This is a genomic window from Plantibacter sp. ME-Dv--P-122b (assembly GCF_030209375.1).
Lineage (GTDB): Bacteria > Actinomycetota > Actinomycetes > Actinomycetales > Microbacteriaceae > Plantibacter.
In genome coordinates this window covers 350,447-374,919 of record NZ_JARVSC010000006.1, presented here as the reverse complement: position 1 = coordinate 374,919, position 24,473 = coordinate 350,447, and the positions used below count along the sequence as shown (strand labels likewise).

General features: G+C 69.8%; 19 protein-coding genes and 1 riboswitch. Of the genes, 5 read left to right on the top strand and 14 right to left on the bottom strand.

Going from position 1 to position 24,473, the window contains the following annotated elements:
* Window positions 1–198 precede the first annotated feature (198 nt).
* From QRN19_RS14635 to dinB, 6 genes are all read right to left on the bottom strand, one after another.
* Window positions 199–771 (bottom strand): nucleoside/nucleotide kinase family protein, encoded by a 573-nt coding sequence (locus QRN19_RS14635; protein WP_285027770.1) that lies wholly within the window; start codon window positions 769–771, stop codon window positions 199–201.
* On the bottom strand, window positions 768–1,568 hold the full coding sequence (locus QRN19_RS14630) for an energy-coupling factor transporter transmembrane component T family protein (protein ID WP_285027768.1): 801 nt from the start codon (window positions 1,566–1,568) through the stop codon (window positions 768–770). Before QRN19_RS14630 ends, QRN19_RS14635 begins: the two co-directional genes overlap by 4 nt.
* Window positions 1,565–2,962, bottom strand: a complete 1,398-nt coding sequence (locus QRN19_RS14625) for an ABC transporter ATP-binding protein (protein WP_285027766.1) — start codon at window positions 2,960–2,962, stop codon at window positions 1,565–1,567. Before QRN19_RS14625 ends, QRN19_RS14630 begins: the two co-directional genes overlap by 4 nt.
* A gap of 86 nt (window positions 2,963–3,048) precedes the next feature.
* Window positions 3,049–3,678, bottom strand: a complete 630-nt coding sequence (locus tag QRN19_RS14620; protein ID WP_285027764.1) for an ECF transporter S component — start codon at window positions 3,676–3,678, stop codon at window positions 3,049–3,051.
* A 36-nt stretch (window positions 3,679–3,714) separates the two neighbouring features.
* Window positions 3,715–3,823, bottom strand: a riboswitch (TPP riboswitch).
* A 50-nt stretch (window positions 3,824–3,873) separates the two neighbouring features.
* Window positions 3,874–4,203, bottom strand: coding sequence for a hypothetical protein (locus QRN19_RS14615; RefSeq protein WP_079705686.1), 330 nt, complete (start codon window positions 4,201–4,203; stop codon window positions 3,874–3,876).
* A 9-nt stretch (window positions 4,204–4,212) separates the two neighbouring features.
* On the bottom strand, window positions 4,213–5,511 hold the full coding sequence (dinB, locus tag QRN19_RS14610) for a DNA polymerase IV (RefSeq protein WP_285027761.1): 1,299 nt from the start codon (window positions 5,509–5,511) through the stop codon (window positions 4,213–4,215).
* 82 nt (window positions 5,512–5,593) lie between these two features.
* On the opposite strand from dinB, the gene QRN19_RS14605 reads away from it, so the two are divergent.
* Window positions 5,594–6,919, top strand: a complete 1,326-nt coding sequence (locus QRN19_RS14605; protein WP_285027760.1) for an acyltransferase family protein — start codon at window positions 5,594–5,596, stop codon at window positions 6,917–6,919.
* Here QRN19_RS14605 and QRN19_RS14600 read toward each other — a convergent pair.
* From QRN19_RS14600 to gatC, 4 genes are all read right to left on the bottom strand, one after another.
* Window positions 6,890–7,486, bottom strand: a complete 597-nt coding sequence (locus QRN19_RS14600; RefSeq protein WP_285027759.1) for a hypothetical protein — start codon at window positions 7,484–7,486, stop codon at window positions 6,890–6,892. The genes QRN19_RS14605 and QRN19_RS14600 overlap by 30 nt on opposite strands.
* 115 nt (window positions 7,487–7,601) lie before the next feature.
* Window positions 7,602–9,101 carry an Asp-tRNA(Asn)/Glu-tRNA(Gln) amidotransferase subunit GatB gene (gene gatB, locus QRN19_RS14595; protein WP_285027757.1) on the bottom strand — a complete coding sequence of 500 codons (1,500 nt, stop codon included), beginning with the start codon at window positions 9,099–9,101 and terminating at the stop codon, window positions 7,602–7,604.
* A 3-nt stretch (window positions 9,102–9,104) separates the two neighbouring features.
* Entirely contained in the window at window positions 9,105–10,616 is a 1,512-nt protein-coding gene (gene gatA, locus QRN19_RS14590) for an Asp-tRNA(Asn)/Glu-tRNA(Gln) amidotransferase subunit GatA (RefSeq protein ID WP_285027755.1), read from the bottom strand.
* The gene (gene gatC, locus QRN19_RS14585; RefSeq protein ID WP_064295120.1) at window positions 10,613–10,912 is read right to left on the bottom strand and encodes an Asp-tRNA(Asn)/Glu-tRNA(Gln) amidotransferase subunit GatC; all 300 of its coding nucleotides are present in this window, start codon (window positions 10,910–10,912) and stop codon (window positions 10,613–10,615) included. Before gatC ends, gatA begins: the two co-directional genes overlap by 4 nt.
* 90 nt (window positions 10,913–11,002) lie before the next feature.
* Between gatC and QRN19_RS14580 the strand changes: the two genes are divergently transcribed.
* Entirely contained in the window at window positions 11,003–12,724 is a 1,722-nt protein-coding gene (locus QRN19_RS14580) for a long-chain-fatty-acid--CoA ligase (protein ID WP_285027754.1), read from the top strand.
* Between the two features lie 2 nt (window positions 12,725–12,726).
* On the opposite strand, the gene ligA is transcribed toward QRN19_RS14580, so the two are convergent.
* Window positions 12,727–15,054, bottom strand: a complete 2,328-nt coding sequence (gene ligA, locus QRN19_RS14575) for an NAD-dependent DNA ligase LigA (protein ID WP_285027752.1) — start codon at window positions 15,052–15,054, stop codon at window positions 12,727–12,729.
* Window positions 15,055–15,205: 151 nt separating this feature from the next.
* Here ligA and QRN19_RS14570 point away from each other — a divergent pair, with 151 nt between their 5' ends.
* The gene (locus tag QRN19_RS14570; RefSeq protein ID WP_285027749.1) at window positions 15,206–16,684 is read left to right on the top strand and encodes a sugar porter family MFS transporter; all 1,479 of its coding nucleotides are present in this window, start codon (window positions 15,206–15,208) and stop codon (window positions 16,682–16,684) included.
* A gap of 60 nt (window positions 16,685–16,744) precedes the next feature.
* Here QRN19_RS14570 and mnmA read toward each other — a convergent pair whose 3' ends face one another.
* Together mnmA and QRN19_RS14560 are read right to left on the bottom strand one after the other, a co-directional pair.
* Entirely contained in the window at window positions 16,745–17,863 is a 1,119-nt protein-coding gene (gene mnmA / locus QRN19_RS14565; RefSeq protein ID WP_229938575.1) for a tRNA 2-thiouridine(34) synthase MnmA, read from the bottom strand.
* A 60-nt stretch (window positions 17,864–17,923) separates the two neighbouring features.
* On the bottom strand, window positions 17,924–19,147 hold the full coding sequence (locus QRN19_RS14560) for a cysteine desulfurase family protein (RefSeq protein ID WP_285027745.1): 1,224 nt from the start codon (window positions 19,145–19,147) through the stop codon (window positions 17,924–17,926).
* 68 nt (window positions 19,148–19,215) lie between these two features.
* Between QRN19_RS14560 and glgX the strand changes: the two genes are divergently transcribed.
* Window positions 19,216–21,258, top strand: a complete 2,043-nt coding sequence (gene glgX, locus QRN19_RS14555) for a glycogen debranching protein GlgX (protein ID WP_285027744.1) — start codon at window positions 19,216–19,218, stop codon at window positions 21,256–21,258.
* A gap of 2 nt (window positions 21,259–21,260) precedes the next feature.
* Window positions 21,261–21,752 (top strand): Cys-tRNA(Pro) deacylase, encoded by a 492-nt coding sequence (gene ybaK / locus QRN19_RS14550; RefSeq protein WP_285027742.1) that lies wholly within the window; start codon window positions 21,261–21,263, stop codon window positions 21,750–21,752.
* Window positions 21,753–21,809: 57 nt separating this feature from the next.
* Here ybaK and glgP read toward each other — a convergent pair whose 3' ends face one another.
* Window positions 21,810–24,383: an alpha-glucan family phosphorylase gene (gene glgP, locus QRN19_RS14545; RefSeq protein WP_285027741.1), complete on the bottom strand. Its 2,574-nt coding sequence runs from the start codon at window positions 24,381–24,383 to the stop codon at window positions 21,810–21,812.
* Window positions 24,384–24,473 lie beyond the last annotated feature (90 nt).

Below are 24,473 nucleotides of genomic sequence, written 5' to 3'. Positions count from 1 at the left end.
CGCGGACCCTTCTCATCTCTTGGTCGCAGGTTCGAATCCTGCCGGGGGCACCCCAGAAGACATCGCGGACCCTTCTCATCTCTTGGTCGCAGGTTCGAATCCTGCCGGGGGCACCCCACCCTTCGACAAGCTCAGGGACCGATGACCGGAACCTGACCCCGCGACAAGCTCAGGGACCGAATACCCGGACGCTCATCGTTACTCGCGCAACCATGGAGTCCAACGTCCACGACTGTCGTGCGCCAGGACGTCGAGGACGAGCGCGGAGACCTCGTCCGGAGCACCCGTCGCCTCGATGCGGAGACCGGCTTCGAGGTCGGGCCGCTCCCGCTCGATGAACGTGTCCTCCTGGAGGGTCCACCCCGCCAGCCAGTCGACGCCGTCACCGCGCCCGATAAGGCGGTCGGTGCGCTGCACCACCGGCGCGTCGAGCCACAGCACCGTGTCCGCGAATGCCCGCGACGCATGTGACGACGACCCGCAGCCCTCGACGATGAGTGGACGGTCGCTCGGCACGAGGTGCGCCTCCGCACGGGCGGACCGCTCCCAGTCCCAGCGCCGCCACTCCCCCGCGCGCCGCTCGGAGAACGGCCTGAGGATCCACTCGACGAGGAGTCGAGCACCCTCGTCGAGCCCCTCCCACCCCGGATACAGGTCGTCCATGTGGACGACCGTGCTGGCTGTCAAGGCGGACGCCACCGACGAGGCGAGCGTCGTCTTCCCCGTGCCCGACCGACCGTCGATGAGCAGGACCGGCGAAACCGCGCTCATTGGCCCACGACTCGGAACGTGCCGGCGAGGACCGCTGTGCTCAGCGCGAGCGCCATGACGGCGATCGTCACCAACACGGCCAGGAGGTCCGCTCGGCCCAGGCGGGACGGTCTGGCCCAGGTGCGTTCGATCGGTGCCCCGAACCCTCGCGCCTCCATCGCCGTCGCGAGTTTGCTCCCGCGGCGGATGGCGAACACCAGCAGGACGAAGGCCATGGACGCGAACCGCCGGACCACGCCCCGGTCCCCCAACCCACGGGCCCGACGGGCGAGCGCGAGACTGCGCCAGTCGTCGATGAAGAGACCGAGCATCCGCGCTCCAGCGAGGATCCCGAGCACGAACCGCGATGGCAGCTTCGCGATCTGGGACAGCCCGTCGGCCAGATCGGTCGGGTCCACTCGCGCGAAGAGCAGGATCGTCGGGAGACCGAGCGCCAGCACGCGGATCGTCACGGCCACCGCAAGCTCGATCGAGTTGTCCGTCACGTGCACGAACCCGAGCGACAGGTACTCCGTCCCGCCCGGCTTCGCGTACAACAGCATGCTGATCCCGCCGATGGGCGCGAAGACGAGCACCGGCAGTGCCCGCTTCAGCAGCGCGGTGAACCGCAGGCCGGAGAGCGGGAACAGCATCACTTCGAGCAGCACCGCCGTGCTCGCACTCACCCAGTCGATCGTCAGCAGCAACGGGACGGACAGGATGAGGACGGCCAGCACCTTCGTCACCGGGTTCACCCGGTCGAGTGGCGCCCGATGGTGCGGCACCGTCGAGCGCTCCGCCGCAGTCACGCTCGTCATGCGGCCCGCCTCCCGAGCTCCAGCGGTTCGAGGAGGATGCGATGGTCGCCGAGATGCTCGACGACCCCTGCGTCATGTGTGACGGAGACGATCGTCGCGCCGCGCTCGAGCTCTTGCTGCAGCAGGCGGACGAGCGACAGCCACGTGCGTCGATCCTGCCCGAACGTCGGTTCGTCGAGGACCATGACCGCCGGTCGGGCGGCGAGGACGGTGGCCACCGACAACCGGCGCTTCTGACCGCCCGAGAGACTGAACGGGTTCGCCTCGGCGAGACGACCCAATCCGAGCGCCTCGAGGATCTCGGAGACCCGCTCGTCGATGGCGGTCCGGGACCAGCGGAGGGCCTGCAGGCCGACACCGAGCTCGTTCCGCACGGTCGATGAGACGAACTGGTGCTCGGGATCCTGGAAGACCGTCCCGATGCGCGTGAGCAACTCGGTGGACTTCCAGCGGATCGGCCGGGACCCCAGCCTGCCGGCGAGCTGCGGAGCGGCGGCCACCGTCCCCGCGATCTCCGGCAGCAGTCCCGCCAGCGTGAGCGCGAGCGTGGACTTCCCCGCACCGTTGGGGCCGACGACGACGGTCGCCGCGCCCTCGGGCACCGCGAGCCCCAGGTGCTCCTGCACCGGCTGCTTCCGCGTTCGACCGATCGCCAGGTCGTCGGTCGTGATGACCGCCGCTGATGGGCCGGACACCGGACGAGGGGCCAACCCCAGCGGGACACCCGGCACCCAGACGCCCGCATCGGCCAGGCGCTGCCCGACGTCGTCGAGGACGAGGTCGGGTGGCCCGTCGGCGAGGACACCGCCGTCGGCGTCGAGCACGACGACCCTGGTCATCAGCTCGCGCCAGACGTCGACGCGGTGTTCGATGACGACCAGGGTGGACGAACCGTCATCGACCAGTCGAGCGACGGCGTCCCTCACCTCGGCCACCCCGGCCGGGTCGAGGTTCGCGGTCGGCTCGTCGAGCAGGAGGAGCGAGGGGTGCATGGCGAGCACGCCGGCGAGGGCCAGTCGCTGTTTCTGACCACCCGACAGCGCCGAGGTCGAGTGGTCCAGTGGGAGGTCCAGTCCGACGGCCTCCAGTGAGGCGTCGACCCGGCGCCAGATCTCCTCGCGCTCGACCCCGAGGTTCTCGCAGCCGAACGCGACGTCGTCGCCGACCTTGGACAGGATCACCTGCGAGTCGGGATCCTGCAGTACGAGCCCGATGCGGCCCCTGGCACGTTCAGGCGGAACGCCGTCCACGAGGAGCGACCCCTGGGACTCCCCCTCGTCCGCGCCGCCGAGGACACCGGCCAGTGCATGGATCAGCGTCGACTTACCGGCACCGGACGCACCGAGAAGGAGGACTCGCTCCCCCGGTTCGATCACGAGGTCGAGATCGCGCACCGCCCAGGCCTTCCGACCGGCGTGACGCCACCCCCAGTCCCGCGCGACGACGCGTGCCGGACCGGTCGCAGCCGCTCCCGGCACCGTCAGACCTCGCGCCGAGCGTCCCGCCCCGACGCGAACCGGCTGAGGGCTCCGGTCGACGCGAGTGCCCTGACGAGTGCCCAGCCGACGACACCGGCGAGGATCGCGCCGGAGACGAGCAGGGAACCGAGGTAGATCGCGTTGAACTCGACGCCCTTCTCGAGGTTGCCCGACATGACGAGCTCGAGGAGCCACGCGCCGGCTCCTGCTCCGGCACCGGCGAGGATCGCCGGAACGAGGCCGAAGCGCTTGTACGCGAGCGCCGCGAACACCAGCTCAGCACCGAGGCCCTGCGCGAGGCCGGAGTACACCGTCGTGACACCCCACGCGTTGCCGATGAGGGCGGAGACGATCGCTCCGATGGTCTCGACGAGGAGCGCAGCACCGGGCTTCCGGATGATGAGTCCGCCGAGCACCCCACCGAGGAGCCAGATCCCGACGGCGATCCCGCCGAAACCGGGCGTGACGGCGCTGGCGCCCGCGTACCAGAGGGACCCGAGCGTGTTCCACGCCCAGAAGATGAGGCCGGTCGCGACGCCGAGCACGGCGACCACGACGATGTCGACGACCCTCCAGCGCAAGGTCCGCGACGCAGCGCGTTCAGTGGGTGAGATCTTGGTCGATGCTGACACGATACGTGCCCTTCCTGTAGACGGAAAAGAGCACGGGATAGCGAGAAATGGTCTCCCTGCGCTGGCATGATCCAGATCAGGTTCGACGGTCGAAGGCGAATACCTTCCTCTCAGCCCGGTTCACCGGACTCCCGTGGTGGCACGAGTCTAACCCCTGCCGTGCGCAGTCGCACGACAGGGGTTCGACGGGGAGGGCTACTTCTTGAGGGCCTTGATGAGCCCGGCCAGAGCCTTGCCGCTCACCCAGATGAACGGGATCGCGACGGCGATGAGCGAGATGAGGTTCGGGTCGAAACGGAGACCCTCGTCGGTCTTGATGTAGGCACCGACCGGGATCGACACGCCACCGCCGCCACCGCCGCTCGGGGCATCGTCGCCGTCGCCCTCGGAGCCGCCGCCGAAGCCGTAGTACGTCAGCGCGACGGGCACGAGCTTCGTGCCGTCGACGTCCTGCTGCTCCCCGTAGGCTGCGGACACGCCGAGCCCCTTCGCCTGTTCTGCCAGCTTCTCCACGAGATTCGTCATACCGCGAGGCTACCGCTCGGTATCCACCGGTCCAAGGGGTTGATCCGTGCTCCCAGCACCCTGCGAGTCTCCGCGACTGCCGAGTCCGCGACGCCTCGGCTTGCCGAGGAGGGAGGCGGGAGCGATCGCGAGATCGCCGAACCGGCTCGCGACCCGGTCGATCGTCTGCTCGGCTTCACGCCACTCCTCGTCCGGGTCCCACAGCCCGGCACCGGCCTCATCGGCGGGGACGAGCTGGTCGACCTTCACCCCGACGAGGCGCACGAGGCGTCCGCCGCGATCCAGGTCGTCGAACAGCGACGCCGCCTCGTCGTAGACCCGACGCCCGACGTTCGTGGCCTCGCCGATGGTGCGCGACCGGGTGACGACGCTGAAGTCCGCATAGCGGACGCGGATACTGATCGTCCGTCCGGCGTAGCCCCCCTTCCGGAGCCGGATCGCGACGAGGCCGGCGAGGTTCAGCAGCTCGCGCTTGAGGATGGTCGGGTCGGAGACGTCCGTCGGGAAGGTCACCTCGTGGCTGACGCTCTTCTCGCGTCGTGCCAGCTCGATGCCGCGCGGATCGATCCCGTTCGCGAGCTCGAGGAGTCGGCGACCGGAGGCCTCACCGACCGCGCGCTGGAGCATCGACAGCGGGGTGGAGGCGAGCTGACCGATGGTTCGGATGCCCCGGTTCGTCAGCTGCTCCTCCGTCCGACCGCCGACGCCCCACAGGGCGCCGACCGGCAGCGGGTGCAGGAACGCGAGGGTCTCGTCGGCGGGCACGACCAGGAGGCCGTCGGGCTTCGACAGGCCGGAGGCGAGCTTCGCGACGTACTTCGTCGCGGCCAGGCCGACCGAGCACGGCAGGCCGGTCGCGTCGAGCACCCGCTGCTTCACGAGCGCGGCGATCGTGCGCGGGCTCCCGAGCAACCGGACCGCGCCTGACACGTCGAGGAACGCCTCGTCGATGCTCAGCGGCTCGACGAGCGGCGTGACCGACTCGAAGACCTCCATCACCCGGTCGGAGTACTCGCGGTACCTGCCGTGGTGAGGCGGCAGCACGACGGCGCTCGGGCAGAGCCGCATCGCCTGGGACACCGGCATCGCCGCGCGCACGCCGTACCGGCGAGCCTCGTAACTGGCGGAGGTGACGACCGACCGCCCCTCCTTGTTGCCGACGATGATCGGCAGACCGCGCAGCTCGGGCCGTTCCAAGAGCTCGACCGAGACGAAGAACGCGTCCATGTCGACGTGGAGGATGGGGGTACCGCTGTCGTCGGCATCGTGCGCCGAGACGCGACGAGACGCTCCATCCTGCCGACTCATGCCTCCATTGTCGCAGTCGCCTCCGACACGCTCTCCACAAGGGCCGAGGCGGGAGGGCCCGGCGACGCTAGGCTGTCCGGCGATGAGCACGCGAACGCGGACCGGGTCGGCCCCGGCGGTCCCAGACCTCTCCGGGCGGGACCTCGCCCTCGACCTCGTGCGCGTCGCGTGCGTCGTGACGGTCGTCATCGTCCACCTCCTGATGGTCGCGGTGGCGGTCGAGCCGGACGGCACGATCGGCATCTCCCGAGCGTTGGAGCAGCAGCCGTGGTTCGACACGGGTACCTGGTTCGGCCAGATCATGCCGCTGTTCTTCATCGTGGGCGGCTTCGCGACGATCACCGGCTGGCGCAGCACGGTCCGACGTGGTGGCGGGACCAGCGACTTCCTCCGGTCTCGGGTCTTCCGACTCGCGCTGCCGACGATCCCGGTCCTGCTCTTCCTCGCCGCGGGGCTGTGGCTCGCCGGGGCGCTCGGTGTCGACCCCGCCATCATCGAGGCCGTCGCCGCAGGCGTCGGGTCCCCGCTCTGGTTCTTGGCCGCCTACCTGCTCTGCCAGGCGGTCGCGCCCTTCCTCGCCACCTGGCACGACCGCCACCCCGTCCTGACCTGTGCGGCACTGCTGGCCGGCGTGATCCTCGTCGACGTCGTCCGGTACTCGACCGGTCTCCTGGGCATCGGTCTCGTCAACCTGGTGTTCGTCTGGCCGCTGCTGCAGCAGTTCGGGTTCTTCCTGGCCGACGGACGCCTCCGCTCCGTTCCGCGCCTCGTCCTCGTGGCCGTCGTGCTCGTCTCCTACGGTGCGCTCGTGCCGATCACGACCTGGCTGCCGTACTCGACCAGCATGCTCGGCAACCTCAACCCACCGACCCTCCCCCTCGTGGTCCTCGGCGTCGGGCAGCTCGCCCTGCTCGCCCTGGTGCACCCGCTGCTCACCGCCATCATGCGGACCCGCGCTGCGCGAGCCGTCGTCTTCCTCATCGGGTCCCGGCTGATGACGGTGTACCTCTGGCATCTGCCCCTGATCATCGCGGTCGCCGGTCTCCAGCTCGCCCTCGGCATCCCCTTCGCGGAACCGCTGAGCGCCGCGTGGTGGTGGACCCGGCCGGTCGTGCTGCTGGTCGTCGCCGTCCTGCTCGCGGGCGTCGGTACACTCCTCGGCCGCGTCGAGCACCCCCGCAAGCTGCGCCTCGACCCGGAGCGCAAGCCGACAGACGTCGCCGTGTGGATCGCGCTCGCGAGCGCTTTCATCATGCCTTTCGCGGAGATCTCCCACCCGCTCACCGCCGCGATGGCGGCCGCCGGCGCTGTCGGCTCGATCATCGCGGTCGTGCTCCTGAACCCGACCCGTCGGCCGGTCGAGCGCGTCGCGAGCGGATCAGACCAGGCCGTGGACCAGCGGCCGTAGCCACTCGCGGAAGGCCTCCCGGTCGTCCCGGAGCGACTCACTGACCACGATCGTGTCGGGCGCGACCACCCAGGCCCCCGGTCGGCAGATCGGGAGCACCTCGAGGTCCAACCGGAACGAGCTGGATTGTCGGCGCAACTCGAACTGTCGCTCGCGGATGAGTTCGTAGACGTCGGTGAGGCGGCTCGGCGACCGGCCTGCGAGCGCGCGTTCGTACTCACGGATACGAGCCGACGCCCATCGGTGCGCCTCGTCGTACGCCCGGTAGGCGAGCTCCTGCAGCTCGAGGGCTCGATCGAACACCTCGAAGTGTGGCGGACGGACCTCGGCCATGAAGAGGCGGGTGTCGCGACGGGCGATCCCGGTCCACCAGCCGTCGAACTGGACCGCGAGCGCGTCGAGGTCGAGGCCGGCGACGTCGACCCGCTCCAGCCCCGGCGTGACTGCGGGAAGCTGCGCGACGCATCGCTCCCCGAGCCCTGCCATGTCGCGGAACGCAAGCGCCAGCATGAGGGCCATCGGAGCGTCTTCCGTGACCTGCCACCGCATGGTGCCTTCGACCAGCATGGCGGAAGTGTATGCCGGGCCAGCAGTCGGCACCAGGGCTTCCCCTGGCCGACGACATCGGGCCCGAGCCGCCGTCATCGACGGTGGCTCGGGCCCGATGGTGTGGCGGGGACTGCTACTGCGAGGCGCGCTCCAGGACGAGTTCGCGCACACGCGCCGCATCGGCCTGTCCGCGCATCGCCTTCATCACGGCGCCGATGACTGCGCCGGCGGCCTGGACCTTGCCGTCGCGGATCTTGGCGAGGACGTCCGGCTGAGCGGCCAGTGCCTCGTCGATGGCGGCGATCAGCGGCCCGTCGTCGGACACGAGCGCGAGACCGCGGGCGTCGATGACCTCCTGAGGAGTGCCCTCCCCGTCGATGACGCCCTCGAGCACCTGGCGCGCGAGCTTGTCGTTGAGCGTTCCGGCCTCGACGAGCGCCGCGAGTGCCGCGACGTGCTCGGGCGACACGAGGCTCATCGCCTCGACGTCGCGCTGGTTCGCGATCCGCGAGATCTCGCCCGTCCACCACTTCCGTGCGGCGGCCGGAGCGGCGCCGGCCTCGACGGTGGCCGTGATCTCGTTCAGCAGACCACCGTTCACGACGTCCTGGAACTCCAGGTCGGTGAAGCCCCACTCGCTCTTCAGCCGGCGACGACGGACGGCCGGTTGCTCGGGCAGGGCCGCTCGGAGTTCCTCGATGAGTTCGGGCGACGGCACGACCGGGAGCAGGTCGGGCTCCGGGAAGTACCGGTAGTCGTCAGCATCGCTCTTCGGCCGGCCGGCGGACGTGGCACCGGTGTCCTCGTGCCAGTGCCGCGTCTCCTGGACGATGGATCCGCCGTCCTTGAGGATCGCGGCCTGCCGCTGGATCTCGTAGCGGACGGCACGCTCGACGGAACGCAGGGAGTTCACGTTCTTCGTCTCGGTGCGCGTGCCGAGCTTCTCCTGGCCACGCGGGCGCAGCGAGATGTTGGCGTCACAGCGGAGGTTGCCGCGCTCCATCTTCGCGTCGGAGATGCCGAGCGCCACGACGATGTCGCGGATCGCGGAGACGTAGGCCTTCGCGATCTCGGGTGCCCGGTGCTCGGTGCCGTAGATCGGCTTCGTGACGATCTCGACGAGCGGCACACCGGCGCGGTTGTAGTCGACGAGCGAGTACTCGGCACCCTGGATGCGGCCCGTGGAGCCGCCGATGTGCGTGAGCTTGCCGGCGTCCTCCTCCATGTGCGCGCGCTCGATCGGCACCGTCACGATGGTCCCGTCGGCCAGCTCGACGTCGACCGAGCCCTCGAACGCGATCGGCTCGTCGAACTGCGAGATCTGGTAGTTCTTCGCGAGGTCGGGGTAGAAGTAGTTCTTCCGCGCGAACCGGCTCGAGGGCGCGATCGAGCAACCGAGGGCGAGCCCGAGGCTGATCGAGTACCGCACCGCCTGCTCGTTCACGACCGGGAGTGATCCGGGTAGTCCGAGGCAGACGGGCGAGATGTTCGTGTTCGGGGCGTCGCCGAAGCCGTTGGGCGCCGAGGAGAACATCTTCGTCTTGGTGTTCAGCTCGACGTGCACCTCGAAGCCGAGCACCGGCTCGTACAGTTCGAGGGCTTCTTCGTAGGAGAGGAGCTTGTCCTTGGCCATGGGTTACCGACCTCCGAGAGCGGGTGCCTGCGAGATGAGGGTGTGCCCCCACGTCGATTCGAGGAGCGCCTCGAGGGCGGCGCCGACCCGGTAGAGCCTGGCGTCCTCCCGTGCTGGCGCCATGAACTGGATGCCGACGGGCAAGCCGTCTTCCGGGGCGAGACCGATCGGCACGCTGATGCCGGGCACGCCGGCGAGGTTCGCCGGGATGGTGGTGACGTCGTTCAGGTACATCGCCAGCGGGTCGTCGATGCGCTCGCCCAGCTTGAACGCCGTCGTCGGGGCGCTCGGGCTCACGAGAACGTCGACCTGGTCGAAGGCCGCCGCGAAGTCGCGCTGGATGAGCGTCCGGACCTTCTGGGCGCTGCCGTAGTAGGCGTCGTAATAGCCAGCGCTCAGGGCGTAGGTGCCGAGGATGATCCGTCGCTTCACCTCGGGACCGAAGCCGGCCTCGCGGGTCGCGGACATGACCTGCTCGACCGTGCCGCCACCCTCGGGCGTGACCCGCATGCCGAAGCGCACCGAGTCGAACTTCGCGAGGTTGCTCGATGCTTCGGCCGGGAGGATGAGGTAGTAGGCCGCGACGGCGTACTCGAAGTTCGGAGCGAAGACCTCGACGATCTCGGCACCGTTGGCCTCGAGCACCGCGAGCGCCTCCTGGAAGCGGCTCTTCACGCCGGCCTGGAAGCCCTCGCCGTTGAGCTCGGTGACGACGCCGACCCGGAGGCCGCGCAGCACGTCCCCGCGCGCGCCCTCGCGGGCCGCAGCGGCCATCGAGGGCCAGGCGTCGCGGAGCGAGGTGGAGTCGAGGGCATCGTGCCCGGCGATGACGTCGTGGAGGAGGCCCGAGTCGAGGACCGTGCGGCTGACCGGCCCGACCTGGTCGAGTGAGGAGGCGAGTGCGATCGCTCCATAGCGGCTGACCGCGCCGTAGGTGGGCTTCACGCCGACCGTGCCGGTCACGTGCGCCGGCTGGCGGATGGACCCGCCGGTGTCGCTGCCGAGGGCGATGGGCGCCTCGAAGGCGGCGACCGCGGCAGCGGAGCCACCGCCGGAACCGCCGGGGATGCGGTCGAGGTCCCACGGGTTGTGGGTCGGGCCGTAGGCGGAGTGCTCCGTGCTGGAGCCCATGGCGAACTCGTCCATGTTGGTCTTGCCGAGCGGCACGAGACCGGCGGCACGCGACCGGGCGACGACGGTCGCGTCGAACGGCGACAGGTATCCCTCGAGGATCTTGCTCCCCGAGGTGGACGGCATGTCCGTCGTGACCAGCACGTCCTTGATGGCGAGCGGGACGCCGGCCAGCTCGCCGAGGTCCTCGCCCGCGGCGCGGCGGGCGTCGATGTCGGCGGCGACGTCGAGTGCGTGGTCCGACACGTGGAGGAAGGCGTGGACGTCGCCGTCGACCTGCGCGATGCGGTCGAGGTGCGCCTGGGTGGCTTCGACGCTGGAGACCTCTCGAGCACGGAGCTTGCTCGACAGCTCGGCTGCCGTGAGACCGATCAACCCGCTCACTGCTCCTCCCCCAGGATCGCCGAGACCTTGAAGCGACCGTCGGCCGACTCCGGTGCGTTCTGCAGCGCCTGCTCCCGCGTGAGGGTGTTGCCGACGACGTCGTCGCGGTACACGTTCTCGAGCGGGATCGGGTGGCTCGTCGCCGGGACGTCAGGCGTGGCCACCTGCTGCACCTTCTGGATGTTGTCCACGATGGAGTCGAGCTCCGTCGTGAGGTGGGCGATCTCGTCCTGGCTCAGGGCGATTCGAGCGAGGTTCGCGAGATGCGCGACCTGCTCGGTAGTGATTTCCGACATGCGTCTCCCGTACGTGTAGCGGTGGCGGTCGCTCCAGTCTATTCGCCAGGGACGTGGTCGACCGTCGGGCTCCGCCCCTACAGTGGGACGGTGACCCAGAACGACTCGAGCAGCCGTCCCCGTCCCCCGCACGAGCGTCCCTGGCTCGCCAGCTACGCCGCCGACGTGCCGGACGACATCCCCGAGCAGACCGGCAGCCTTGGCGATCTCGTCGAAGCCTCCGCAGCGAGCTACCCGGACGCCGTCGCGCTGGAGTTCTTCGGCTCGACCACCACCTACACGGAGCTCGAGGCGCTGATAGCCCGTGCCGCCGCAGGCCTGCGCGCACTCGGTGTCCGGGCGGGTGACCCCGTCGCCCTCATGCTCCCGAACTGCCCGCAGCACATCGTCGCGTTCTACGCCGTCCTCCGGCTGGGCGCCGTCGTCATCGAGCACAACCCGCTCTACACCCCCCAGGAACTCCGCCACCAGTTCGAGGACCACCGCGCGACGTTCGCGATCGTCTGGGACAAGGTCGCCGAGCACCTGCAGGACTTCCCGGCCGACCTGGCGGTGCACTCGCTCGTGACGATCGACGTGACCCGGGCGATGCCGCTCCACATGCGCGCTGCACTCCGTCTGCCCATCCCGAAGGCGAGAGCCTCACGGGCTCAGCTCACCGCGCCGGTGTCGGGCACCGTGCGGTGGGAGCAGCTCCTGACCTCGGGGCCGCTGCCGACGAGCCACCCGAAGCCCGCGACCGACGCCCTCGCACTCATCCAGTACACGAGCGGGACGACGGGCTCGCCCAAGGGGGCCGCACTCACCCACGGCAACCTGCTCGCGAACGCGGCGCAGTCCCGCGCGTGGGTGCCCACGGTGAAGCGCGGGGAGGCTGTGGTCTACGCGGTGCTCCCGATGTTCCACGCCTACGGCCTGACGCTCTGCCTGACCTTCGCCATGAGCATGGGCTCGCGCCTCGTGCTCTTCCCGAAGTTCGACCCGGCGCTCGTCCTCAAGGTCATGAAGAAGCGACCGCCGACCTTCCTGCCCGCCGTCCCGCCCATCGCCGACCGACTCCTGACCGCGGCGACCGAGCAGGGCGTGTCGCTGCAGGGCACCGAGATCGCCATCTCGGGCGCGATGCCGCTGCCGCACGACCTCGTCGTCCCGTTCGAGGCCGCGTCCGGCGGCTTCCTCGTCGAGGGCTACGGGCTCTCCGAGTGCTCACCGGTCATCTCCGCGAACCCGGTCTCGACCGCGCGGAAGCCCGGGACCATCGGCCTCCCGTTGCCAAGCACCGAGGTGCGCGTCGTGGATCCCGACGACCCGGAGATGGACCGTCCGGCCGGCGAGGCGGGCGAGCTGCTCGTCCGCGGCCCGCAGGTCTTCCACGGCTACTACAACAAGCCCGAGGAGACTGCCGCCGTGCTGCTCCCAGGAGGCTGGTTCCGCACCGGCGACATCGTGTCGATCGACGAGGAGGGGTTCATGACCGTCGTCGACCGGATCAAAGAGCTCATCATCACCGGCGGGTTCAACGTGTCGCCGAGCGAGGTCGAGCAGGTCCTCCGCGGGCACGCGTCCGTCGCGGACGCCGCGGTCGTCGGGCTCCCCGATCCCCACTCCGGCGAGCAGGTCGTCGCGGCCGTCGTCGCGGCTCCCGGTGCCACCGTGGATCCGGACGCCCTCCGCGCCTGGGCGCGGGAGATCCTCACCCCGTACAAGGTGCCGAAGCGTGTCGTCGTCGTCGACGAACTCCCCAAGTCGCTCATCGGCAAGGTGCTGCGGCGCCAGGTCCGCGACGAGCTGCTGCAGGCCGACAAGGACTGAGGTCAGTCCGTCGGCACCTCGTCGGCGGACGCTGTGACCTCGGCCTCATCCGCGGCCGGGCCCTCCGGCTCGCCGAGCGCCGCCGGACCCTCGGAGACGAGCAGGGCGAACTGCTCGGCGTCGATGATCCGCAGGCCGAGGGCTTCGGCCTTCGCGAGCTTCGACCCGGCACCCGGGCCGGCGGCGACGAAGTCGGTCTTCTTCGAGACGCTCGACGCCGCCTTCCCTCCCGCCTGCACGATCGCCTCGAGCGCACCCTCCCGGGTGAAGCCCTCGAGCGAACCGGTGGCGACGACGGTGACACCGGACAGCACACCACCGGCGGCGACCGCCGCGCCGGGCCCCGGGTGTCCGGGTGTCGCCCACTGCACGCCCGCAGCAGTCCACTCCTCGACGATCTCGCGATGCCAGTCGACCTCGAACCAGGCGATGAGCGCGTCGGCGATGATCCCGCCCACGCCGTCGACCTCTGCGAGCTCGTCGCGGGTGGCCGCACGGATGGCGTCGAGCGAACCGAAGTACTCCGCGAGTGACCGGGCGGCGACCGGGCCGACGTGGCGGATGTTCAGTGCCACGAGCAACCGGGCGAGCGGGCGGGTCTTCGCGCCGTCGAGGTTGGCGAGGAGTTCGATCGCGTTCTTGGACGGTACCGAGGACTCGTCGCCGTCGAACTCGGCCGCGGCCGGATCGTGCACGCCGTCCTTCTTCGCGCGACGGCGGCGGAAGGGCGTGACGCGCTTCTCGGATCCGTCCTCGTTGAGCTTGGGCAGTCCGGTCTCGTTGTCGCGGACGATCACCGTGACCGGGAAGATGTCGGCCATCGTGAGCGAGAAGAGTCCGGCCTCGGTCGTCAGCGGTGGTTCCGAGGGCTCCACCGGCTGGGTGAGCGCCGCCGCCGCCACCTCGCCGAGCGCCTCGACGTCGAGCGCGCCACGGGAGCCGATGTGCTCGACGCGTCCGCGCACCTGCGCCGGGCAGCTCCGCGCGTTCGGACACCGCAGGTCGATGTCGCCCTCCTTCGCGGGGGCGAGGGTGGTCCCGCACTCCGGGCAGTGCTCGGGCATGACGAACTCGCGCTCCGAGCCGTCACGGAGCTCGACGACCGGGCCGAGGACCTCGGGGATGACGTCGCCGGCCTTCCGGAGGACGACGGTGTCGCCGATGAGCACGCCCTTCGCCTTCACGACGTCCTGGTTGTGCAGGGTCGCCTGACGCACCTCGCTGCCGGCGACGAGCACCTTCTTCATGACGGCGAACGGGGTGGCGCGGCCGGTGCGCCCGACGCTCACGACGATGTCGAGGAGCTTCGTGTTCACCTGCTCAGGCGGGTACTTGTAGGCGATGGCCCAACGCGGAGCACGACTCGTCGCGCCGAGCTCGCCGTGGAGCGCGAGGTCGTCGACCTTCACGACGACGCCGTCGATCTCGTGCTCGACGCTGTCGCGATGGGCACCGAAGTGCTCGATGAACTCCGCCGCACCGGTCGCCTCGTCGTGGACACGGTAGTGCGAGGAGGTCGGGAGCCCCCAGCTGTGCAGAAGCTCGTAGACCTGTGATTGCCGGGCGACGGGCGGCTGTTCCCACGCGCCGATGCCGTGGACGAGCATCTGCAGTCGGCCGAGCCGGTCGTGCATGAGGGCGAGCTGGGCCGGGTTCTTGCTCTCCGCCTTCTGGCGCAGGGAACCGCTCGCCGCGTTGCGTGGGTTGGCGAAGACCCGTTCACCCGCCGCCGCCTGGTTGGCGTTCAGTTCGCGGAAGGCCTCGACCGGGAAGAAGATCTCGCCCCGGACCTCGACGACCTCCGGGAACTCGACCTCGGGGTCGGACGACGTCAGGCGCTCGGGGATGGAACGGATGTACCGCACGTTCTCCGTGACGTCCTCGCCGACGACGCCGTCGCCGCGCGTGGCCGCGCTCACGAGACGGCCGCGCTCGTAGCGGAGGTTGATGGCGAGGCCGTCGATCTTCAGTTCGCAGAGGTACTGGACGGACCCTCCGGCGTCGCGCTCGACCTTGGCGGCCCAGGCGAGGAACTCCTCGATCGAGAAGACGTTGTCGAGGCTGAGCATGCGCTCGAGGTGCGTGACCGGGGCGAACAAGGTGGTCTCGGCACGCCCGCCGACGGTCTGGGTGGGGCTGTCCTGGCTCTGCAGCTCGGGGAACAGACGCTCGAGCTCCTCGAGCCGCCGGAGCATCGCGTCGTACTCCTCGTCGGAGGCGAGCGACTCGTCGCGCTCGTAGTACGCGTCGCGCAGCTCGAGGATGCGCGAGGTGAGTTCCTCGGCCTCGGTCGATGCCTGCTGGAGGGTCTGTCCGGTGCTGTTCGCCACGGCGTCCAGTCTACGAGCGGCGTCCGACACCGGCGGGCGCTTGACACCCGGCACGTCCTCCCGGATGTGCGCAACGGGGTCGGGACGGGTCTCATCGAGGAGTAGGGTGTCGCAGTGCCGCAGGAACCATGCGCGCGGAATCGGAGGAACCATGTCCCAGTCCAGCAGTCCGGGAACGGGGGCGGCTCCGACCAGCAAGCAGCTGACCGCGCGCGTCATCGGCATCTCCGTCTCGGCCGCGGTCGGTGGCTTCCTCTTCGGGTTCGACTCCTCCGTGGTGAACGGCGCGGTCGACGCGATGCAGGACCACTTCGCGCTCAGTGAGGCGCTCATCGGCTTCGCGGTCGCGTCAGCGCTCCTCGGTTGCGCGCTCGGCGCCTACCTCGCGGGCCGGATCGCAGACAGTCGCGGCCGCATCTTCACGATGCTGCTCGGTGCCGGCCTGTTCTTCATCTCCTCCTTCGGAGCCGGCTTCGCCTTCTCCCCCTGGGACCTCGTCATCTGGCGCATCGTCGGTGGGCTCGGTATCGGCATCGCCTCGGTCGTGGCTCCGGCGTACATCGCCGAGATCGCGCCGAGCGCCATCCGCGGCCGTCTCGCCTCGCTGCAGCAGCTCGCCATCACGCTCGGCATCTTCGCCGCGCTCCTGTCCGACTCCGTCCTGGCGGGCGCCGCCGGCGGCGCCTCGAACCCGCTGTGGTTCGGCGTCGAGGCCTGGCGCTGGATGTTCATCGCCTGCGCGCTCCCGGCCGTGGTCTACGGCGTGCTCGCGATGCGGCTCCCCGAGTCGCCCCGGTTCCTCGTCCGCAAGGGCAAGTCGGACGAGGCCCGTCGGATCTTCGCGACCGTCTGGCCGCAGGAAGAGGTGGATCGCGCCGTCAAGCTCGCCGAGCAGGCGGTGAAGGACGACGAGCAGCAGAAGAAGGCGACCCTCTGGGGCGGACGCTTCGGCCTCCTGCCGATCGTCTGGATCGGCATCATCCTGTCGATCTTCCAGCAATTCGTCGGCATCAACGTGATCTTCTACTACTCGACGACGCTGTGGAAGGCCGTCGGGTTCCAGGAGTCCGACTCGCTCCTCATCTCGGTCATCACCTCGGTGACGAACGTCGCGGTCACCGTCGTCGCCATCCTGCTCGTGGACCGAATCGGTCGTCGACCGATCCTCCTCGCGGGTTCCATCGGCATGACGGTCTCGCTCGGCGCGATGGCGATCGCGTTCACGCAGTCGGTCACCGACAGCGCCGGCGAGGTGTCGCTGCCCCAGCCGTGGGGCACGATCGCCCTCGTGGCCGCCAACGTGTTCGTCGTCGCGTTCGGCGCGTCGTGGGGACCGCTCGTCTGGGTGCTCCTCGGCGAGATCTTCCCGAACCGCCTGCGCGCGAAGGCACTCGGTGTCGCGGCGATGGCGCAGTGGATCGCGAACTTCCTCATCACGGTCAGCTTCCCGGCCCTCGCCGCGTTCTCCCTGCCGGTGACCTACGGCATGTACGCGCTGTTCGCGCTCCTCTCGTTCATCTTCGTCCTCGCGAAGATCCCCGAGACGAACGGCCTGACGCTCGAGGAGGCGGAGACCCTCTTCGTCAAGAAGCCCAAGAAGTCCAAGGCCGGCGCGCAGACCCGATCCTGACGACAAACGCGGAACGCCCGACGAGCCTGGCTCGTCGGGCGTTCCGTCGTTGCGGCGTCCTCAGGCGGAGGCGGCGGCTCCGACGGGTACCGCACTGACGGTGCGGTCGATCGTGAACTGGCCGAGGACGCGGGTCCCGCTGTACAGCACGGCGGTCTGTCCGGGAGCGACGCCGTCGAGCGGCGTCTCCGGGTGGACGACGAGCTCGCCGTCGACGAGCGTCAGTGCGGCAGGAACCGGGTCGGCGTGCGCACGGATCTGGACGTCGCACGGGATCGGTGCGACACCGACCTCCGGAGCCCTCCCAGCCCAGGTGAAGCGCGAACCGGCGATCTCGCCGATGGCGAGCGCCTCCTTCGGCCCGACGACGACCGTGTTGTCCTTCGGTCGCACCTCGAGGACGAAACGCGGACGTCCGTCCGGCGCCGGCACGCCGAGGTGCAGGCCTTTGCGCTGGCCGACGGTGAAGGCGTGGGCGCCCTCGTGCGAACCGACGACGGCTCCGTCGCGGTCGAGGACCTGGCCGGTCTCGGTGCCGACCCGCTCCCCCAGCCAGCCCTTCGTGTCGCCGTCGGGGATGAAGCAGATATCGTGGCTGTCAGGCTTGTTCGCCACCGTGAAGCCGCGCTCCGCAGCCTCGGCACGGACCTCGGCCTTCGACGGCGTCGCCCCGAGCGGGAACATCGAGTGCGCGAGCTGTTCGGCGGTGAGCACGCCCAGGACGTACGACTGGTCCTTCGCCCAGGCACTCGCGCGGTGCAGCTCACGATCGCCCTCGGGGCTCGTGACGATCGTGGCGTAGTGTCCGGTCACGACCGCGTCGAACCCGAGGTCGAGCGCCTTCTCGAGCAAGGCGGCGAACTTGATCTTCTCGTTGCAACGCATGCACGGGTTCGGGGTCCGGCCGGCGCGGTACTCGGCGATGAAGTCGTCCACCACGTCGAGCTTGAAGCGCTCCGAGAAGTCCCACACGTAGTAGGGGATGCCGATCAGGTTCGCCGCACGCTGGGCGTCCATCGAGTCCTCGATGGTGCAACACCCGCGACTGCCGGTCCGGAGCGTGCCCGGCATCCGGCTGAGCGCCAGGTGGACGCCGACCACCTCATGGCCTGCGTCGACGGCGCGTGCCGCTGCCACGGCGGAGTCGACTCCGCCACTCATCGCTGCCAGAACTTTCACCGGGCAAGTCTACGCGCCAGCCGCTGGACGGCCACCCGCAAGCGGTGACGGGACGGCTGCTCAGGGACGAGCGCCCAGCGCTGTGTCGCGGTCGGCGGAACCGGCCCGACTCGCCTGTGCGTACGCGCGCGGCAGGGCCTGGAGGAAGTCGTCCACGTCCGTCTCGGTCGTCGTCCGACCCAGCGTGATCCGGAGGACCGATCGGGCCTCCGTCTCCGGGCGTCCCATCGCGAGCAGGACATGCGACGGTTCCGGGACGCCGGCCTGGCACGCGGAACCCGTCGAGACCGCCACCCCTGCGAGGTCGAGGAGGAAGAGCATCGAGTCTCCCTGTGCGCCGGGGAACACGAAGTTCGCGTTCGACGCGAGTCGCTCGCTGGGATCACCCGTCAGCTCGGCCTCCGGAACGGTCGCCCGCACGCCGGCCACGAGTCGGTCGCGCAAGGTGCCGAGACGCTCCTGCTCCGCGGTCCGCTCGAGCGCCATGAGCTCCGCGGCGACGGCGAACCCGACGGCTGCTGCGACGTCCTGCGTGCCGGAACGGAGTCCACGCTGCTGTCCACCACCGTGCTGCAACGGCTCCACCACGGCTGCGCGGCTCACGACCAGCGCTCCGATCCCCACGGGACCACCGATCTTGTGCGCGGAGACGCTGAGCGCGACGAGACCGCTGGCACCGACGGATCCGGATGCGGCGCGAAGGTCGGCGAGGTCGATGGGGAGGTGTCCGTAGGCCGAGACCGCGTCCAGGTGGAACGGCACCCCGGCCGCTGCGGCGAGCGCCGCCAGCCGGACGACGGGCTGGATGGTGCCGACCTCGTTGTTCGCCCAGAGCGCCGTCGCCACGGCGATGTCTGGGCCGTGGTCGGCAAGCGACTCGGCCGCCGCGTCGGGTGAGACCCGTCCGAGGTCGTCGAGCGGGATCCAGAGCGGGGACGCCCCCTCATGGCGCTCGAGCCACTCGACGGTGTCGAGCGTGGCGTGGTGTTCTCCCGCCGGTGCGAGCACGGCTGCGCGGCGTCGATCCTGCTGGCGGTGCCAGTAGAGCCCCTTGAGGGCGAGGTTGATGGATTCGGTGCCACCGGAGGTGAAGACGAGTTCAATGGGGTCGCATCCGAGGGTCGCCGCGACGCGCTCGCGTGCCTCTTCAAGGAGGCGGCGGGCCTGTTGCCCGGGGCCGTGGATGGAGGCCGGGTTGCCGACGGTCGCCATCGCGGACGCGTAGGCCTCGATCACCTCGGATCGCACCGGGGTCGTTGCGGCGTGGTCCAGGTACACCACCATGCCGCTCCTCCCCTCGCCGCGGTGTTCGCGGATCTTCGCGGACTCCCGCACTCACTACTGTAGAACCCATGAACGCTGGTGACCCCTTCCACGATCTCGGCGTCCGCCTCGGCCCGTCCGGTGGTGAGCTTCGTGTGTGGTCCGAGCATGCGGATGCCCTCGAACTCGTGATCTTCGACGACAAGGATCTGAACTGGATCACCCACTCGGTCGAGATGACCCGCGACGACGACGGGGTCTGGAGTGGGAGTTCCAAGGAGCTGGTGCTCGGCCGACGCTATGCGGTCCGCGCCTCCGGGCCGTCCTCGCCGAACAACGCCTTCGACCCGAGCCTGCTGCTGCTCGACCCCTACGCCCGCGGCCTCGCCCGGGTGTCGGCCGAGCAGTGGCGTTCCGTCGTCGTCGACGACGCGTTCGACTGGGGCGGTGTGCGGAAACCCCGTGTCCCGCTCGACCGGACCGTCGTGTACGAGGCGCACGTCAAGGGGCTGAGCAAGCTGCACCCCGACGTGCCGGAGGAGCTGCGGGGCACGTATGCGGGCCTCGCCCACCCCGCGATGATCGCGCATCTGCACGATCTCGGCGTGACGAGCGTCGAACTGCTGCCGGTGCACGCGTTCACCTCTGAGCAGCGTCTCATCAAGCAGGGCCTGGTCAACTACTGGGGATACAACACCCTGAACTTCTTCAGTCCACACGCCTCCTACGCGACGAAGACGGCTCAGGCGGGTGGAGCGGACGAGGTCCTCCGCGAGTTCAAGGGCATGGTGAAGCTGCTACACGAGGCCGGCCTCGAGGTCATCCTCGATGTCGTCTACAACCACACCGCCGAGGAGGGTCCCGGCGGCCCCCGCACGAGCTTCCGCGGCATCGACAACGCGACCTACTACCGTCAGGACGCCACCGGCGCCTACATCGACGTGACGGGCTGCGGCAACACCGTGGACTTCGGCCATCCCGTCCCCCAGCAGCTCGTGCTCGACTCGTTGCGATACTGGGCGGACGAGGTGCAGATCGACGGCTTTCGGTTCGACCTCGCCGCGACGCTCGGACGGAACGAGGCGGTCGAGTTCACGCCCGACCACCCTCTGCTCGAGGCGATCGTGCACGACCCGTCGCTCGTCGACGCGAAGATGATCGCCGAGCCATGGGACGTCGGGATGGGCGGTTGGCAGACGGGGAACTTCCCCGCCGGTTGGCACGAGTGGAACGACCGGTACCGGGATCGCGTCCGCAACTTCTGGCTCTCCGACATCGACTACGCGAGGCGGGCGGACGCCCCGGTCGGGATCGGTGGGTTCGCGACCCGTCTGGCCGGGTCGAGCAACACCTTCTCCGCTGAGCGCGGTCCGCTGGCCTCCGTCAACTTCATCACGGCCCACGACGGGTTCACCCTGGCCGACCTCGTCTCGTACGACGTCAAGCACAACGTCGGGAACGGCGAGTCCAACCGCGACGGGACGGACAACAACCGTTCCTTCAACCATGGTGCCGAGGGCCCGACGGACGACCCCGCGATCCTCGCGACTCGTCGCAAGGCGATGCGGAACCTGCTCGGCACGCTCCTGCTGTCGGCGGGTGTCCCGATGCTCACGGCGGGCGACGAGTTCGGGCGGAGTCAGCGCGGCAACAACAACGCCTACTGTCACGACTCCGAGCTGACGTGGGTCGGGTGGACGAGGGAGCCCTGGCAGGACCAGTTGCTCGCGCACAGTCGCCGGCTCCTCGAACTGCGCCGCGAACACCCCGCCCTCCGACCGGAGCACTTCGCCGCCGCCGGGACGACCGTACCCGGCGCGAGCGTCATGGACTGGTTCGACGCCTCGGGCGTGACCATGAGCACCGAGGACTGGACGAGCCCGCGGAACCGGACGTTGCAGTTCTTCTCGACGAGCACGCCGGAGTCCGAAGAACTCGACCGCGTGCTGCTCATCGTGCACGGCGTCGAGCAGCCGGTCGAGATCACCTTGCCCGAGCACGAGGGCGTGACGGCGTTCGTTCGCATCTGGAACTCCGCGGACGACGCACCCATGACCGAGGAGGAGCAGTTCGCGCCCGGCCAGACGGTCCGGGTCTCGGCCACGTCCATGCAGCTCTTCCGAGCCGTCTGACGATGGCGAAACGCAGGGCCGAGGGTGGCGGCACCCCGGCGACGGTGACGTTGACCTCGCTGGGCATCCACTTCACCCCGCGCTCCTACCGACACGACCCGTCGGTGACGGCATTCGGTCTCGAAGCCGCCGCGGCGCTCGGGGTCGACCCGCCGAGGGTGTTCAAGACCCTGCTGGCGGAGGTGGACGGGTCGCTCGTCGTCGCGATCGTCCCGGTCGCCGACCAACTCGACCTCAAGGCGCTCGCGTCGGCCCTCGGCGGGAAGCGGGCGACGATGGCGGATCCTGCCGTCGCCGAGCGCAAGACGGGCTACGTGGTCGGCGGCATCAGCCCGATCGGGCAGCGCACCGCGCTCCCGACGGTGCTCGACGAGAGCGCCTTCGAGCATGAGACGGTGTTGGTCTCGGGTGGTCGGCGCGGGTTCGACCTCGAACTCGCCCCGTCCGACCTCGGATCGGCCGTCTCCGCCGTCGTCGCGCGGATCGCCAGATAGTCGGATCCCTCGAGACGCCGGTCCGAGGGTCGCATCGGCGCGTCGGAGGAGATCGCCCTACTGGTCGGCCACGGCGACGAGCCCGAGCTCCGCGGGGGTGAGGAGCAGCTCGTGTCTCGGCACGATGCGCACCGTGTACCCGAACCCGCCCGCCCGATCGAGGGGAAGGGTCCCGGCGTACTCGAGTGTGTGCTCCGGCCGACTCGTCGACGGAGACTGTTGCTGCTCGAGCGGCTGCGTCCGGATGTCGAGCAGTTCTCCCCCGGCACCGGGCACCCCGCAGACCACCTCGACGGTCACGTCCTCGGGTGACAGCGATCCCAGCTGGATGTAGGCGCGCAGCCGCAGCACGTCACCGACCTGCGGGACCGCGTCGACACCGCCGCTCTCGACGTGGGCGACCGCCAGCTGTGGCCAGGCCTCGCGCACCCGCTGCTTGTAGGCTGCCAGCTCACGCGCCCGCTGCTGATCGGACGCGTTGAGCTCGCGCTCCATCGCAGCCGCCGGGAGGTACATGCGCTCCGTGTACTCACGGACCATGCGGTCGGCGCTGAGCGGCTCGGACAGCGTGGAGATCGTGTGTCGCACCATCTGCATCCAGCGCTGCGGCAGCCCGTCGTCCCCGCGCTCGTAGAACCGCGGCACCAGCTGGTGCTCGAGGATCTCGTACAGCGCCGTAGCCTCGAGGGCGTCGCGCTCCTCGTCGTCCGCCGCCCCGTCCGCCGACGGGATGACCCAACCGTTCTCGCCGTCCGCGTACTCGTTCCACCAACCGTCGAGGATCGACAGGTTCAGGGCTCCGTTGAGTGCGGCCTTCATGCCGGACGTCCCGCAGGCCTCGAGCGGACGCAGCGGGTTGTTCAACCACACGTCACAGCCGGGGTAGAGCGTCTTGGCCATCCCGATGCCGTAGTCGGGCAGGAAGACGATGCGCGATCGGAGCTCGGGATCCTGGGCGAACTGCACGAGGCGCTGGATGAGCCGCTTGCCGTCGTCGTCCGCCGGGTGCGCCTTGCCTGCGACGACGATCTGGACGGGCCGTTCGGGGTGGAGCAGGATCGCGCGCAGTCGATCGGGATCGCGCAGCATGAGGGTGAGCCGCTTGTAGCTCGGCACGCGCCGGGCGAACCCGATCGTCAACACCTCGGGGTCGAGCAGTTCGCCGATCCAGGACGGGAGCACCGCCTGCGGGTTCTGGCTCCGATACCCGTCGGCGATCCGGCGCCGCACGTCGGCGACGAGGCGCTCCCGCATCCCGTGTTTGCGCGACCAGAGTTCGGCGTCCGAGAGCGAGGGATCCGACCAGTCCGCCCGACTCGTGTCGGTCGTGCCCCACCGCTCCAGGGCGAGGTCGACCAGTGACGGATCCGTCCAGCTCGGGCCGTGGACACCGTTCGTGATCGAGGTGATCGGCACGTCCGAGACGTCGAAGCCGGGCCAGAGGCCTCGGAACATCGCGCGGCTCACCTCGCCGTGCAACCGACTGACGCCGTTCGCGCGCTGCGCCAGACGCAGGCCCATGATCGCCAGGTTGAAGACGTCGGCCGAGCCGCCGTTCGCCGTCTCGTCGCCGAGTGCGAGGACGTCCGGTCCGGCGACGCCCGGGAGCAGGTCACCGCTGAAGTAGCGCGTGATCACCTCACGGTCGAACCGGTCGATCCCGGCTGGGACGGGGGTGTGCGTCGTGAAGACGGTCCCGCCCCGCACGAGCTGCAGCGCTTCGTCGAAGGAGAGTCCGTTGCCGACGAGGTCGCTGATCCGCTCGAGCCCCAGGAAACCGGCATGGCCTTCGTTCGAGTGGTACACCTGCGGCAGCGCGTGGTCCGTGAGCTCGCTCCACTGCTTGATCGCTCGGACGCCGCCGATGCCGAGGAGGAGTTCCTGCAGGAGGCGGTGCTCGCCGCCACCGCCGTACAACCGGTCCGTGACGCCGCGCAGGTCGGCGACGTTCTCCGGGATGTCCGTGTCCAGCAGCAGCAGTGGCACCCGACCGACCTCGGCGATCCAGACCCGTGCCGACAGGCTCCGGTCGTCGGGAAGCGCCAGGGTGACCGTGACGGGCGTCCCGTCCGGCTCCCGGAGCACCGTGACCGGGAGTCCGTCGGGGTCCTGCACGGGATAGGACTCCTGCTGCCAGCCGTCGTTCGTGATCGACTGCGCGAAGTACCCGGAGCGGTAGAGGAGCCCCACACCGACGAGCGGCACGCCCAGGTCGGAGGCGCTCTTCAGGTGGTCGCCGGCGAGGATGCCGAGGCCACCCGAATACTGCGGCAGGGCCGCAGCGATACCGAATTCGGGTGAGAAATACGCGATCGTCTGCGGTTTCGGGTCCGGGAGGCCCTGGTACCACCGCGGTTCCTCCAGGTACCGGCGGAGGTCGGCGTGCAAGGCGTCGGCACGACCGACGAAGTCCGCATCGGCGGCGAGTTCCGCCAGTCGCTCCGGCGTCACGAGACCGAGGCCGCTGATCGGATCGTGGTCGGACTCACGCCAGACGTCCGGTGCGATCTCGTCGAACAGGCGCTGCGTCGGCTCATGCCACGACCACCGCAGGTTCGCAGCGAGGGCGGTGAGCGAGGTCAGGGACTCGGGGATGAGCGCGCGGACGGTAAACCTGCGGATAGCCTTCACGCGCTCACTCTATGGCAACCGCGGAACGCGCCCGAACGCTCATCGGACGCCCACCCGGGACACGGCAGCGCCCGAGGCCTTAGCATGACG